At 35.1% G+C, this 13,946-nt stretch carries 13 protein-coding genes and 1 riboswitch; of the genes, 7 read left to right on the top strand and 6 right to left on the bottom strand.

What is annotated here, in order from left to right; all coding sequences use genetic code 11:
• Nucleotides 1-24: 24 nt before the first annotated feature.
• Genes crcB through LX80_RS02780 form a run of 3 tightly spaced genes read right to left on the bottom strand, consistent with a single transcriptional unit; the run spans nt 25 to nt 2,128 of the window.
• Entirely contained in the window at nt 25-393 is a 369-nt protein-coding gene (gene crcB, locus LX80_RS02790) for a fluoride efflux transporter CrcB (protein WP_111293484.1), read from the bottom strand.
• A gap of 20 nt (nt 394-413) precedes the next feature.
• Complete coding sequence (locus tag LX80_RS02785; RefSeq protein ID WP_111293565.1) at nt 414-782, bottom strand: DUF190 domain-containing protein; 369 nt, start codon at nt 780-782, stop codon at nt 414-416.
• Complete coding sequence (locus LX80_RS02780; RefSeq protein WP_111293483.1) at nt 743-2,128, bottom strand: voltage-gated chloride channel family protein; 1,386 nt, start codon at nt 2,126-2,128, stop codon at nt 743-745. Before LX80_RS02780 ends, LX80_RS02785 begins: the two co-directional genes overlap by 40 nt.
• 40 nt (nt 2,129-2,168) lie before the next feature.
• Nucleotides 2,169-2,235, bottom strand: a riboswitch (Fluoride riboswitch).
• A gap of 140 nt (nt 2,236-2,375) precedes the next feature.
• Between LX80_RS02780 and LX80_RS02775 the strand changes: the two genes are divergently transcribed.
• The 3 genes from LX80_RS02775 to LX80_RS02765 are packed head-to-tail and all read left to right on the top strand — an operon-like array spanning nt 2,376 to nt 4,203.
• A complete protein-coding gene (locus tag LX80_RS02775) occupies nt 2,376-2,708 on the top strand; it encodes an ArsR/SmtB family transcription factor (protein WP_111293482.1) in 333 nt (110 codons plus the stop codon).
• Between the two features lie 16 nt (nt 2,709-2,724).
• Nucleotides 2,725-3,567 carry an arsenite methyltransferase gene (locus LX80_RS02770; RefSeq protein WP_111293564.1) on the top strand — a complete coding sequence of 281 codons (843 nt, stop codon included), beginning with the start codon at nt 2,725-2,727 and terminating at the stop codon, nt 3,565-3,567.
• A 21-nt stretch (nt 3,568-3,588) separates the two neighbouring features.
• Complete coding sequence (locus LX80_RS02765) at nt 3,589-4,203, top strand: low molecular weight phosphatase family protein (RefSeq protein WP_111293481.1); 615 nt, start codon at nt 3,589-3,591, stop codon at nt 4,201-4,203.
• Nucleotides 4,204-4,282: 79 nt separating this feature from the next.
• On the opposite strand, the gene LX80_RS02760 is transcribed toward LX80_RS02765, so the two are convergent.
• Both LX80_RS02760 and LX80_RS02755 read right to left on the bottom strand, forming a co-directional pair.
• Nucleotides 4,283-5,257, bottom strand: coding sequence for an ROK family protein (locus LX80_RS02760; protein WP_111293480.1), 975 nt, complete (start codon nt 5,255-5,257; stop codon nt 4,283-4,285).
• A 32-nt stretch (nt 5,258-5,289) separates the two neighbouring features.
• On the bottom strand, nt 5,290-6,924 hold the full coding sequence (locus LX80_RS02755; protein ID WP_111293479.1) for an MFS transporter: 1,635 nt from the start codon (nt 6,922-6,924) through the stop codon (nt 5,290-5,292).
• 141 nt (nt 6,925-7,065) lie between these two features.
• Here LX80_RS02755 and LX80_RS02750 point away from each other — a divergent pair, with 141 nt between their 5' ends.
• The 4 genes from LX80_RS02750 (at nt 7,066) to LX80_RS02735 (ending at nt 13,125) form a co-directional block, all read left to right on the top strand.
• A complete protein-coding gene (locus LX80_RS02750) occupies nt 7,066-8,481 on the top strand; it encodes a glycogen synthase (protein ID WP_111293478.1) in 1,416 nt (471 codons plus the stop codon).
• A gap of 35 nt (nt 8,482-8,516) precedes the next feature.
• Nucleotides 8,517-9,800: a glucose-1-phosphate adenylyltransferase gene (locus LX80_RS02745; protein ID WP_111293477.1), complete on the top strand. Its 1,284-nt coding sequence runs from the start codon at nt 8,517-8,519 to the stop codon at nt 9,798-9,800.
• A gap of 97 nt (nt 9,801-9,897) precedes the next feature.
• The gene (locus tag LX80_RS02740; RefSeq protein WP_211307679.1) at nt 9,898-11,250 is read left to right on the top strand and encodes an MFS transporter; all 1,353 of its coding nucleotides are present in this window, start codon (nt 9,898-9,900) and stop codon (nt 11,248-11,250) included.
• Between the two features lie 3 nt (nt 11,251-11,253).
• Nucleotides 11,254-13,125: a glycoside hydrolase family 13 protein gene (locus LX80_RS02735; protein ID WP_245897938.1), complete on the top strand. Its 1,872-nt coding sequence runs from the start codon at nt 11,254-11,256 to the stop codon at nt 13,123-13,125.
• 55 nt (nt 13,126-13,180) lie between these two features.
• On the opposite strand, the gene LX80_RS02730 is transcribed toward LX80_RS02735, so the two are convergent.
• Nucleotides 13,181-13,921, bottom strand: coding sequence for a GLPGLI family protein (locus tag LX80_RS02730; RefSeq protein WP_211307678.1), 741 nt, complete (start codon nt 13,919-13,921; stop codon nt 13,181-13,183).
• Nucleotides 13,922-13,946 lie beyond the last annotated feature (25 nt).

Genomic DNA, 13,946 nt, shown 5'->3' with positions numbered 1-13,946 from the left:
AATTAAATTTTCAACTTTTTAAAATTACCGAATTAAACTAGTTCCACCAAAAGTTGCCAGTATTCCTAATGATAAACTTAATAAAGTGTAAAGAAAGAAATATAAAACGTTACCTTGCCGAATAAGACTTAAACTTTCATAAGAAAAACTTGAAAATGTGGTAAAGCCGCCACAAAAACCGGTAACTAACAGTAGGCGCAATTCATCTGTAAACCAACTGTATTTATTGGACAATCCATATAATAAGCCTATAATAAAACATCCCACCAGGTTTACTAAAAATGTTCCCATTGGGAAAGTAAATGCGGCAATGTGGTTAACTAATTTCTGACCTAAGTACCTTAATATACTACCTACTGCTCCACCGAGTGCTATAATCAGCAAGTTTTTCATGTTAATGAAATTGAAATGGATTAATCAAGATCCCAAAATTCAACTTCTTTGTAAATTACAATTTTTGACTGTAATAAATCCTTATGCTTCAAGAAAAAATTTTCAAGTTTTTCTTTTTTATCAATTAATTCTACACACATCGCCAATTTTGAATTATCTCCTTCCGGGCTAAATGTAACTACGTTACCATCGTTGGTGAAGCTGGTGTGGGTACTGTGTGCTGAAGCATTAATAATACCATCTTTCTTAGCTTCTGCAACAATGTGCATGTAAGTTGATTTCGGAAATAACTTCCTAAATAAAGTTCTGTCGCCATGCCTTACTTTGTGTGCCGGTGCAATGTAAATCTCTAATTTTCCAAGAGAGTGGCTCTTGATTTTTTTAACCATTGTTTTCTTTTTTTAATACGTTTATTTCTAACATCATGTAATGTGCGGTCTGTATGGTGCTGTAAATGATTAACTTTCGATACAGCCACTCGTTGTGCATGATAAATGCCCGAGTGCCCACTAAAGTAATAAGCCGTAAAGCTTGCAATGGCATAATAAATAATATTTGCACCCCCAAACAATTCTACACCCATAAATGTACAAGCTATAGGTGTATTGGTAGCGCCGGCAAAAACGGCAATAAAACCTAAACCGGCCATTAAATCAATAGGCGCCCCCATAATTACTCCTAAAGTATTCCCTAATGCTGCACCTATAAAAAATAAAGGTGTTACCTCACCGCCTTTAAAGCCCATTCCTAAAGTAATTGCTGTAAATAACAATTTCCAAAACCAGCTGAAATAAGTAGCGCCACCTGCATGAAAGCTACTAATAATACTAATGCCATTTTTATTGGGATTGGTAACACCTAAGCTCAAATAATCTTGTGTTCCTATTATATAGGTTAATGCAATAATGATTAAGCCACCTATAATAGGTATCATCCATTTTTGTTTAATCCATTTATTACTATAATTCTTAATAGTGTGAGCAGATTCTGCAAATGCAAAGCCGGCTAAACCAAATAAAATACCTGCAATAATTACTTTTATTAAAAGTATTAAATCAAAGTGTACATAATTAAAATATGTTTTTTCAACCGATTCAAATAAAATGTGGTATTGCGTATGGTGAATTCCCCAAGCACCACAAGTTATGTCGGCTAAAAAACTGGCTATAAAACAAGGCAAAAGCGCATCATGTTTAATTCTGCCTAAAGCTAGTACTTCTAAAGCGAAAATTGCACCGGTAATGGGAGTGCCAAATACGGCACCAAAACCTGCCGCTACACCTGTTGTTAATAACATTCTTAAATCTTCACGTGTTAGTTTAAACTGACGTGCAAAAAAATTGGCTAAACTTCCACCCACCTGTACAGCAGTCCCTTCCCGTCCGGCAGAGCCACCAAACAAATGTGTTACAATTGTTGCAATTATTACCAATGGTGCCATACGAGCAGGTACTCCACCGCCAGGTTCATGAATTTCATCCATGATTAAATTATTACCAGCTTCAGCATTTTTCCCTGAGTATTTATATAGAAAATGTATGCCAACACCTGCAATAGGCAATAGCCATAATAGCCAGGGATGTGCAAAACGAAAATTAATGGCTCTGTCTAATAACCATAAAAACCATGCAACTAATGTACCTACAGAAATTGAAACTGGAATAACGAAGAGTGTCCATTTAATTAAATGCGATACAATAAAAACGTGCTCAAAAGAATTTTTTATGCGTTTCATTCCTACAAATTATCAAACTATCGAATTAATGCCCTTAGTTTAATTTGTAGGCGCCATCATCCCATTTTTGGGCAGTTTATTCGGTGGACACCATCACCTCTTCTTAATTGAGGCGCAAAAGTACGGCGCTTTAATTATATAAAAAAATAGAACTTGTATTTTTTATTATTTCTAATTAAATTATAATTCTTTCAAGGAAGGAGAAAATTGTCATATTTAATCGTAATATTGCGATTAAATATGCATTATGGGTGTTGCTAAAAAAGAACTATTTACGAAAGAGCAAAATCAAATTGCTGCTATTGCTAAAGCTTTAAGTCATCCCGCACGAATAGCTATTGTACAAGCTTTACTGAAAAGCGATGCATGTGTTTGCGGATATTTAGTTGAGCAAACAGGATTAGCACAATCAACCACTTCGCAACATTTAAAAGAATTAAAAAACGCCGGAATTATTAAAGGTTCAGTAGAAGGTGTAAATGTTTGCTATTGCATTGATGAAAAAAATTGGAATAAGTACAAACAATTATTCAATAAGTTTTTTGCTGCATTTGAAAATACTGATAAACAATGTTGCTAACCATAAAATTTTGTATATGAAATCAGAACAAGAATTAAAAGAATTAGTAAAACAGAAATATAGTGAAATTGCTTTACAAGATAAAGCAACCAATGCCTCATCTTGCTGCGGCGCAGGTGGATGTTCTACCGAAGTATACAATATAATGAGTGATGATTATTCTGCACTTAAAGGATACAATGCTGATGCTGATTTGGGTTTGGGTTGTGGCTTACCAACGCAGTTTGCTCAAATTAAGCCGGGTGATACTGTAATTGATTTAGGCAGTGGTGCGGGTAATGATTGTTTTATAGCAAGGGCAGAAACCGGTGCAACCGGAAAAGTGATTGGTATTGATTTTACACCGGCTATGATTGAAAAGGCAAGAATGAATGCAGAAAAATTAGGTTTGAATAATGTGGAATTTAGATTAGGTGACATTGAAAAAATGCCTGTAACATCGAATTCAGCAGATGTGATAGTTAGTAATTGTGTATTGAATTTAGTACCTAATAAAGATGCTGTATTTAAAGAAATTTACCGAGTTTTAAAACCGGGTGGCCATTTTAGCATCTCTGATGTTGTTTTGATTGGAATGCTTCCTGAAGCCTTACGCAAAGATGCCGAAATGTATGCGGGATGCGTGGCAGGCGCCATCCAAAAACAAGTGTACTTAGAATTAATTCAGGCTAACGGATTTGAAAATATTTTAATACAAAAAGAGAAGCCCATTTATATTCCCGATGATATTTTATTGAATTATTTAACGCCCCAACAAATTGCTGATTTTAAAAATGGTAATGCCGGTATATATAGTATTACGGTGTTTGCCCAAAAACCCCAACAACAAGCAGCTTGTTGTGCACCCGGATGTTGTTAATATTAATCAACAATTAATAATATGTTTCCGTCTATTAAAAGTTATTGCGATGATTTAGTAAAAGAATTTGATAGCATTAGTAGTAATCGTAAATCAATTCTTGATACTATTGCGAATTACATTATTCATTGCCAAAAAAGTCAGTTGCCAATACAGTTGGTATACATTTGTACCCATAATTCCCGGCGAAGCCATTTTGGTCAAGTTTGGGCTCTTACAGCCGCAAATTATTATGGAATTCAGCAGGTACATGCTTTTTCCGGTGGTACTGAAGCTACGGCATTTAATGTTAATGCTATAAAGGCTTTAGAAAATGTGGGTTTCCATATACAATCTAATGGTGCTGCTCAAAATCCGGTATATTCAGTTTGTTTTGGTGAAAATGAATGTACATCTTGTTTTTCAAAGGTTTATAATGATGAAGTTAATCCAACAAAAAACTTTTTAGCTATTATGACTTGTGGTGAGGCAGAAGCCAATTGCCCTTTTATTCCCGGTGCATCAGCCAGAATCGCTACTACTTATGAGGATCCGAAATTGTATGATGGTACACCTGAACAGGACAAAGCCTATGCAGATAGATGTAGGCAAATTGCTTTGGAAACATTATATGTTTTTTCAAAAGTGCACCAATAGTATTTTACGCAAATGGGCTATCGTAATAAGTTAATTATTGCCGATAGCCCATTTTATTAATTTGATTTTTACAGTATTGTTACATATCCCATACCAACGCTGAAGCGCCTAAAATAGCTGCATCCGATTCGTTTAAATGACTGACTAGAATTTTCACTTTGTTTTGAAAAACTTGAATAAGGTTTTCTTCCATGTATTTTTTGGTAGGACTTAAAATTAAATCGCCTGCTTTGGTTAAACCACCAAATAATATGATGGCTTCAGGACTGGAAAACATAATAAAATTAGCTAATGCCATTCCTAAAATTTTTCCGGTAAACTCAAATATTTCTTGTGCCAACGCATCACCTTGAATGGCGGCTTCGTAAACTTTTTTGGAATCTATTTTATCTTTAGGTACTTCTCTCAATAAGCTGGGTCTGTTACTTTTTTCCAATAATTCAATAGCTGTTGTGGTTACGCCGGTAGCAGATGCATAGCTTTCTAATGAACCTTTTTTTCCGGTGCCCGGGTGCAGCCTTCCATCGGGAATAATGGTTGTATGCCCCAATTCACCTGCAAATCCATCGTGTCCATAAATTAGTTTTCCATTAGCAACAATACCACTTCCAACACCGGTACCCAATGTAATCATTATAAAGTCTTTCATGCCTTGGGCAGCGCCATACATCATTTCGCCTAACGCTGCAGCATTTGCGTCGTTGGTTAAAATTACAGGTAACTTAAAATCATCCTGTATTAATTTGGCTAAAGGCAAAATACCTTTCCAAGGTAAATTGGGGGCATATTCAACGGTGCCTGTATAATAATTGCCATTGGGGGCACCAACGCCAATGCCTTTAATGCGTCCAATACCGCCGGTTTTTTCAATGAGTGGTAATAGATGTTCTTTTAATTCATCAATAAAAGTTTCAATGTTGGTATGTTTTTTTGTTCCTATTTCTGATGAAAATAAAACATTTCCTAATCGGTCAACAATGCCAAACTTAGTACCTGTTCCACCGATATCAATACCAACAGCTAATGCATCGAGTGTTGAAGTTGTGGTTGCCATAATCAAATATTCAATTTAAAAAAAATTACTAATTAATGTCCTGAAGCTACTTGTGCATCAAAGTCTAATCCTTGTGCTTTTAATACAGATTTTAATTTTATGGCTAAGAAGGCTAATATAGCAAAACAACATGCAGCCACAATGTATGAGGGATGCATACCAAAAGCATCACCTAATGCACCTTGAAATGGTGGAATAACTGCACCCCCTAAAATCATCATAATTAAAAAAGCGGATCCCTGGCTAGTGTACTTGCCCAAACCGGCTACACCTAATGAAAAAATACAAGGCCACATAATGGAACAACACAAACCACCAAATATAATGGCATATACTGAAATGATTCCTGTAAGTGAAACTGCAATTAACATTGAGATAGCACCTAAAATAGACAAAGTCAGTAAAGTTTTAGCTGGTTTTTCCTGTCCGTAAAAAAAAGCTGCTATAGCAACTATTATAAAATTAGCATAGGGTAATAATTCCATAATGTTATTTCCATACAAAAGATTCACAAACATTACTATCCAAAAAGCAATTAATGGAACGAGAATCATAGCAATTTTTTTTCCTACATCGGAAAGTTTGAATACACCTATCGCACCGGTCCATCGGCCTATCATTAAACTACCCCAGTACAATGAAACAAATTTTGATATTTTATCTTCATCTAAACCCATTTGTGTAAGATAGCCAGGGGTTTTAAGTAAGGCGCCAAAATTATTATCGATGGTTACTTCTGTTCCAACATACACAAAAATGCCAATCATGCCGTACACCAATTGTGGGTATTTCATAGCACCCCATCCATCATTGTTTCGTATAGCTCTGTTATTTGAATAAAATAAAGTAAAAAATACCACAATTAAAGTAGCAATTAATAGAGGTACTTTTTGAATGTTGGTGAGTTGTCCAACAATAATAATTGCAATAATTAATGCCGTTAGGATTATAAGCGATTTAGAGGCTTTTGATGAAGTTTCGAATTTGGCATCATTTTTACCATCGGGTAATTTTTTAGATAATGTAAAAAATATTGCTACCGCTAAAAATACACTGGCAACTATTAAGTAAAGATTATTAATATTTGTTACTGTAACCTTGTCTTTTGCAGCATTAACCGATCCAAATAAGAAGAAGCTTACAATAATAGGACCTAACGTAGTACCGAATGAATTAACGCCTCCGGTTAAATTTAAACGATGTGAGCCTGTGGCAGGATCGCCAAGCGCAATAGCAAAAGGTTGAGCAGCTGTTTGTTGAAGCGAAAAACCCAAAGCAACAATAAAAAATGAAACTAAAATTGCCGGAAATGAATTAGCATTAGCCGACGGAATAATGCCTAATGCACCCACAACAGAAATCAGTAACCCCAATATAATTCCCTTCTTGTAGCCTATTTTATTCAAAATATCATATCCTACCATGCTTGAAATCAGATACAACAATAATGACCCGATAAAATAAGCGCCATAAAAAGACGAACCAATTAATTGTGATTCGAATTGCGACAAATGAAAATGGCTTTTACAAAACGGAATGAAAATGCTGTTTGATGCCGCAATAAATCCCCAGAAAAAAAATACTAGTGCAAGCGATGCAAGCGCACCACCGTTTGTTTTAATTTTTGCATCTTTAGTTAGTTTGATTGCTTCGTTAGGTTGGCTCATAGTAAATTTAATATTTTTTTAAATATGGTTGCAATATGGCCTGTAAAGTAAGACACATTTTGTAATCCTTAAAAAATTAATTGAAAATAGTCGTTAGTATTTGTTTCATTCTTAACTTCAATTCAATAATTTTAAATAGCTATGGAAATAATACACGTTAGTGCTGAGTGTTACCCAATGGCCAAAGCCGGCGGGTTAGGCGATGTAGTAGGGGCATTACCAAAATATCAAAATAAAGCAGGCCAAATTGCCAAAGTTGTAATGCCAATGCATAGAACAAAGTTTTTATACGAAAACAAATGGGATGTAGACTTTAAAGGTTATCTGCATGTGGCCGGTCAATATTATAATTTTACAATAATTAAGGAAGCAACCCAAAAATTGGGTTTTGATTTATATTTAGTAGATATCAATGGATTGTTGGATCGTGATAAAATTTACGGATACGATGATGATAGTTATCGTTACCTGGCTTTTCAAATAGCAGTACTAAATTGGTTAAGTGCTTGGGAGCACAGACCAAGCATTATTCATTGTCATGATCATCATTCCGGCCTTATTCCTTTCATGATTAAAAATTGTTTTGATTATCGGAAATTACAATCCATTCCCACTATTTTAACTATTCATAATGCTCAATATCAGGGATGGATGGGATGGGATAAAAGTTACTGGATACCTGCTTATGACAATTGGAAAACAGGTGAATTAGATTGGAATAATACCATTAATCCTTTAGCAAGTGCCATAAAATGCGCCTGGAAAGTAACAACTGTTAGTTGGAGCTATTTGAATGAATTAAAATACAATAGCAATGGTTTAGAAGCTTTGTTTGAGTATGAAAAAGGAAAATGCGTAGGTATTTTAAATGGTATTGATAATGATGTGTGGAATCCGCAAACCGACATTTATTTAAAAACACACTATGGTATTGATGATGTTACGGAAGGCAAAGCAATGAACAAACAATCATTGTGTAAGCAATTCGGGTTAAATGAACAAGTGCCCTTAATTATTTTCATTGGTCGTTTAGTTGGTGAAAAAGCGGCTGATATTTTACCTGAAACAATTAAGGTTATTTTGCATGGAATGAAAGATGCGGTTGCATTTTTAATAGTTGGTTCAGGTGATACTGCTGTTGAATGGCAATTAAGTACAATGAATAATTTATATCCGGGCTATTACAGAGCAGTAATCGGTTACAATGAAGCACTTTCACACGAAATGTATGCAGGAGGCGACTTTTTGTTAATGCCCAGTAGAGTTGAACCCTGTGGTTTGAATCAAATGTATGCTATGCGTTACGGAACAGTACCAATGGTAAGAAGTACCGGCGGTTTGCAAGATACCGTTATTGATATGGGTGATCCTGATGGTTTTGGCATTCGATTCAATCATGCCAGTATTCACGATATTTATTATTCCGTAAGTAGGGCAGTTGAAGTATATAAAGATGCCGACCATATGTTGTCGATGCGAAAATATATGATGCAGATTAATCATAGTTGGGATAAAACGGTAGACGAATACACTGCAGTTTATCAATCTGTATTATAAAAAAATAATATAAATTCACCTCAAATATATCAGTTATGTTAACCATTAGTCAATCAGTTGTTGCAGTTATACTGGGTGGTGGTGCCGGAACAAGGTTATATCCTTTAACAGCTTCTCGTTCAAAACCGGCAGTTCCAATAGCCGGTAAATATCGTTTAGTCGATATTCCCATTAGCAACTGTATCAATTCTAACATTAATAGAATGTTTGTATTAACGCAGTTCAATTCAGCATCATTAAATAAACACATTAAAAACACTTATCATTTTAGTGCATTTAGTACCGGCTTTGTAGATATATTGGCTGCAGAACAAACACCCGATAATCCGGGTTGGTTTCAAGGTACGGCCGATGCTGTTAGGCAATCGTTACGACATATTGAAAATTTAGATTTTGAATATATCTTAATTCTAAGCGGCGACCAATTGTATCAAATGGACTTTGAAGACATGGTTGCAGTACACAAAGCCAACAATGCAGATATTACCATTGCTACTATTCCTGTTCCTGCAAGGGAAGCTTCAGAATTTGGTATTTTAAAAACTGACGAGAAACACAATATCACTTCATTCATTGAAAAACCCAAACCTGATGTTTTAAGCGAGTGGATTAGTGATACTGGTGCAGAAATGCAACAACAGGGTAGGGTATATTTAGCTTCAATGGGTATTTATATTTTTAATAAACATGTGTTGTATAAATTATTAAAAGAAGTGTATCCTGATGCTACTGATTTTGGTAAAGAAATTATGCCCCAATCAATCGGGAAATACAATGTGTTGAGTTATCAATATGAAGGTTATTGGACCGATATTGGAAATATATATTCTTTTTTCGATGCAAATTTGGCACTTACCGAGGAAATTCCACAGTTTAATTTGTTCGATAATAATAGAATTATTTATACCCGTGCACGTATGCTTCCACCTGCAAAAATTAGTGGTACTACTTTGGAAAAAACTATTATAGCCGACGGTTCTATTATTTTAGCCAGCAGATTAGAGCGATGTGTAGTAGGGGTTAGAGCACGTATTGGTCATGGCTCAACCATTGTTAATGCTTACATTATGGGTAATGATTTTTATGAAACTTTAGAAGTAATGGCTGAAAATGTAAGCAAAGGGATACCTAAAATTGGTATTGGTGAAAGGTGTTATATTAAAAACGCCATTATTGATAAAAATTGCAGAATAGGTAACGATGTAAGAATTAATGGTGGTGCACATTTGGACAATACAGATCAACCTTTGTACACTATTAAAGATGGAATTGTAGTGGTAAAAAAAGGTGCTATTTTACCCGATGGATTTGTAATTTAATGTTCAAAATTATTGTAACATCTGCCAATTTGTGCAGATGTTTTTTTTGCTTTAACTATATTTGTGTAAAACGTACATATTAAATACAACGATTGCCATGGCCAACATCCCGCCCCCTGCTCATTCTTCTGCAAAAATGCAAAAGCCCAAACTTCGGTTTTGGCAAATATGGAATATTAGTTTTGGATTTCTAGGTGTTCAAATTGGTTACTCCTTACAAAATGCCAATACCAGCCGCATTTTATCCGCAATAGGCGCCGATCCGCATCATTTAAGTTTATTTTGGTTAGCCGCACCATTGGCGGGTTTTTTTGTACAACCTATTGTTGGTTTATCAAGCGATAAAACCTGGACTCGTTTAGGTAGAAGAATCCCTTTTATTTTAGGTGGTGCTATTGTTTCTGCTTTGGCTATGTTTTTTATGCCTAATTCTGAACATTTTGCGGAGTTATTACCGCCATTGTTTTTTGGTGCGGCTATGTTGCTTTTAATGGATACTTCATTTAATGTTACGATGCAGCCTTTTCGTGCATTGGTAAGTGATATGGTGGGTGAAAGCCAACGTAATCAAGGATATGCTATACAAAGTTTTTTAATTAATGCCGGCGCGGTAATTGGCTCGCTATTGCCCTTTGTACTTACCAGTTTAGGGGTTGCTAATGAACCCGGTGAAGGGCAAAGAGTGGCACCCACTGTAATTTGGTCTTTTTATTTTGGTGGAGGTGCATTATTATTAAGTGTTATTTGGACTTCTATCAGAACGAAAGAGTATCCACCTGCAGAATATGCGCTGTATAATAATTTGGATGAGGATGTGGTGAAAGAAAAGCTTAGTTTTTCGAGTCTTATTAAAAATATTCCTGCTACTATGTTACAATTGGCTGTAACACAATTCTTCTCATGGTTTGCATTATTTTTAATGTGGGTGTATACTACACAGGGCATAGCCCAACATATTTGGAATACTAGCAATCCCGAATCAAAAGAGTATAATGAAGCAGGCAATTGGACCGGGGTAATTTTTGCTGCATATAGCGTTTTTGCAGCTTTGTTTTCTTTAGTTCTAACACCTTTGGCCAATAAACTAGGAAGAAAAAATACTTATATGTTTTCGCTTTTAGCAGGCGGTATTGGCCTTATTTCCATGATGTTTATTTATGACAAGTATTGGCTTTTCTTACCCATGGTTGGAATTGGTATTGCCTGGGCAGCCATCTTAGCATTGCCTTATGCCATACTTTCTGCTTCATTACCTGCTAAACAAACCGGGGTTTATATGGGCATATTTAATATTACCATAACCGTTCCTCAAATTGCTGCCGGATTGTTAGGTGGAGTTGCACTAACAGCATTAGGCGAAAAACCCATTCATGTTATTGGACTTGCAGGGGCTTCTATGTTTTTGGCTGGAATTTTTGCTAAACTGGTTATTAAATCTTCTAATGATTAATGTATGAAAAAAAACTATGTACAACTACAGAAATGGTTCATTGCATTTTGTAGTATACTCACTATGCCTCTTAGTTTATTGGCACAAAAACCTTCCGTTTACCCAATTAACTGGTGGGTAGGTATGCAACATCATCAAATTCAACTCTTAATAAAAAGTGGAGTTCCAGACTCAATCAATCTTAATCAAATTCAAATTGACTATCCTGGTGTAAAACTTTTGAAAGTTCATGGTTTAGATAATAAAACCTATGTAGCTGTTGATATTGATATTACTGCTGCTGCTAAACCGGGTATTGTTCCCATTATTTTTTGGGCAGGAAATTCCAAACAAACAATTCAGTGGCCTTTATACGAAAGAAGACAAGGTAACGGTACCCAATTTGCACAGGGAGTCAATTCCGGTGATTTTATTTATTTAATCATGCCCGATCGTTTTAGTAACGGTGACCCATCTAACGACCGTGTACCCGGAATGCTCGATCAATCGCTTAACCGTGATTCTATTTACTTACGTCATGGGGGTGATTTTAAAGGTATTATTAACCACCTTGATTATTTACAAAAATTGGGGGTAACTGCTTTATGGCTTACGCCCGTAATTGAAAATGATGAACCAAATAGAACGGAACATGGCTATTCCTTTACTAACCATTATAAAATTGAACCTCGTTTAGGTGGTGAATCCATGTATTTGGAACTAAGTAATGAATTGCACAAACGTGGTATGAAACTAATTCAAGATGCTGTTTATAATCATGTTGGCAGTAAGAATATTTTCTTCCTAGACCCCCCAACGCACGATTGGTTTCATCGATGGCCCACCTTTACACAAACTTCTTATAAAGACCAACCTTTATACGATCCTTATGCTTCCGCCATTGATAAAAAAATTACCAGTGATGGTTGGTTTACGCAAAAAATGCCCGATTTAAACCAAAACAATCCTTATGTTGCTAATTTTTTAATTCAGCATGCAATTTGGAGTGTAGAAAAATTTGGAATTGATGGATGGCGTATTGATACCTACATTTACAATGATTTGGATTTTATGAATCGTTGTAATGCTGCACTTGAAAAGGAATATCCTAAAATTACAATGTTCGGTGAAACTTGGGTACATGGTGTTTCAAGCCAGGCTTATTTTGTTGACAATAAAATCAATATTCCCTTTAAAAGTAATTTGCAAGGTGCAACAGACTTTCAATTATTGTTTGATGGTATATTGCCTGCAGTAAACCAACCATTTGGTTGGACTGAAGGTGTAAATAGACTGTATAGCACACTGGCAAAAGATTTTCTGTACACTAATCCGATGCGTAATGTAATTTTTTTAGATAACCACGATTTATCCAGATTTTTCTCAGAAGTAAAAGAAGATGTAGATAAACAAAAAATGGGTATAGCTTGGCTGCTAACCAGTAGGGGAATACCTCAAATGTATTATGGCACTGAAGTACTCATGAAAGGTTTTTCTAATCCGGACGGATGGGTTAGATTGGATTTTCCCGGTGGTTGGGCAGGTGATAAAAAGAATGCATTTACCGGGGAAGGGCTAAATAAAGATGAATTGTCTGTTCAAGCTTACACTAAAAAGTTGGCTAATTTCCGAAAGAATTCTCCTGCTTTAACACACGGAAAATTAATGCAATATGTTCCCAAAGATGGTGTTTATGTATATTTTAGATATACAGATAATCAAACTATAATGTGTGTGATGAATACTAATGAAAAAGAACATCAAATTAGTTGGAGCAGTTTTGCTGAACGTACTTCCGGTTTTCGTAAAGGGTTAAACGTTATGAATGATGCGGAAGTAGGTCAAGATTTTTCAGTGCCGGCAAAAACCTTAATGATTATAGAATTAAAGAAATAAAGTAAAGTAATGATTTGAAAATTTCGCCCGCATTCAATATTGAATGCGGGCAATTTTATAGTAAAGCATTCCAAACATATTTAGGTCCGGATTTTCCCCAATCTTTCATACCATTCAATAAATCTTTTTGTAAGCCATCCCAATTGGTTGCTTTACCTTTAAGCTTGGGCATTGAAATATTAGTATTGGGTGGTAATAATTCAAGTTTAGTAGCAAACCATGTTGTATATAATCTGGGTACTGCTAAACCTAAAATAAGTCCGGGTAACCCACTAAAGCTCTCCGGTCCGCTACTTACCGGAATTTGATCGGTATAAAATGCTACTACATAAACTGAATCACAAATTTTAGTTACTGCTTTTTTACAATCAAATCCTGCAATTTCGCGGGTTTCACCTGTAATGCGCCATTCTAATTTTCTAAGTGAATCTTTTAACAAATATTGTTGTTCAAATACTTCTTTTTGCTCTTCAATTTTATTTTGTTCTAAATTTTTCCAAATAATATTTTGTGTGGAAGGCTTCATGCCAAAAATATATTTGTTATTTTCATTTTCCTTCTCCATTTCATATAAACTAACCCCTTTGTTAAACGATAGTACAAATTCATCAACAGTAATTTTGGGCATTGTTTTTTTCATTAACTCTGACCAGATCTCATCATTATCCATATCTAGTAACTGGTATTGATTTACCCTTTTTTCAAAATATACTTTTCCTGAATAGATGAATGTATTTTGAGCTTTGGTATGAAACATGAGCAGACATGAGAATAAAAAAATAAGTACACCTTTCATATGGTACATTAGTTTATTTTATGTA

This window comes from Hydrotalea sandarakina, assembly GCF_003254115.1.
Lineage (GTDB): Bacteria > Bacteroidota > Bacteroidia > Chitinophagales > Chitinophagaceae > Hydrotalea > Hydrotalea sandarakina.
This window is presented reverse-complemented; position numbering and strand designations above follow the sequence as displayed.

What these genes read in the sequence shown, in the direction of transcription:
- crcB (WP_111293484.1), bottom strand. Translation starts at nt 393, where the DNA reads ATGAAAAACTTGCTGATTATAGCACTCGGTGGAGCAGTAGGTAGTATA.
- LX80_RS02785 (WP_111293565.1), bottom strand. Translation starts at nt 782, where the DNA reads ATGGTTAAAAAAATCAAGAGCCACTCTCTTGGAAAATTAGAGATTTAC.
- LX80_RS02780 (WP_111293483.1), bottom strand. Translation starts at nt 2,128, where the DNA reads ATGAAACGCATAAAAAATTCTTTTGAGCACGTTTTTATTGTATCGCAT.
- LX80_RS02775 (WP_111293482.1), top strand. Translation starts at nt 2,376, where the DNA reads ATGGGTGTTGCTAAAAAAGAACTATTTACGAAAGAGCAAAATCAAATT.
- LX80_RS02770 (WP_111293564.1), top strand. Translation starts at nt 2,725, where the DNA reads ATGAAATCAGAACAAGAATTAAAAGAATTAGTAAAACAGAAATATAGT.
- LX80_RS02765 (WP_111293481.1), top strand. Translation starts at nt 3,589, where the DNA reads ATGTTTCCGTCTATTAAAAGTTATTGCGATGATTTAGTAAAAGAATTT.
- LX80_RS02760 (WP_111293480.1), bottom strand. Translation starts at nt 5,257, where the DNA reads ATGGCAACCACAACTTCAACACTCGATGCATTAGCTGTTGGTATTGAT.
- LX80_RS02755 (WP_111293479.1), bottom strand. Translation starts at nt 6,924, where the DNA reads ATGAGCCAACCTAACGAAGCAATCAAACTAACTAAAGATGCAAAAATT.
- LX80_RS02750 (WP_111293478.1), top strand. Translation starts at nt 7,066, where the DNA reads ATGGAAATAATACACGTTAGTGCTGAGTGTTACCCAATGGCCAAAGCC.
- LX80_RS02745 (WP_111293477.1), top strand. Translation starts at nt 8,517, where the DNA reads ATGTTAACCATTAGTCAATCAGTTGTTGCAGTTATACTGGGTGGTGGT.
- LX80_RS02740 (WP_211307679.1), top strand. Translation starts at nt 9,898, where the DNA reads ATGGCCAACATCCCGCCCCCTGCTCATTCTTCTGCAAAAATGCAAAAG.
- LX80_RS02735 (WP_245897938.1), top strand. Translation starts at nt 11,254, where the DNA reads ATGAAAAAAAACTATGTACAACTACAGAAATGGTTCATTGCATTTTGT.
- LX80_RS02730 (WP_211307678.1), bottom strand. Translation starts at nt 13,921, where the DNA reads ATGAAAGGTGTACTTATTTTTTTATTCTCATGTCTGCTCATGTTTCAT.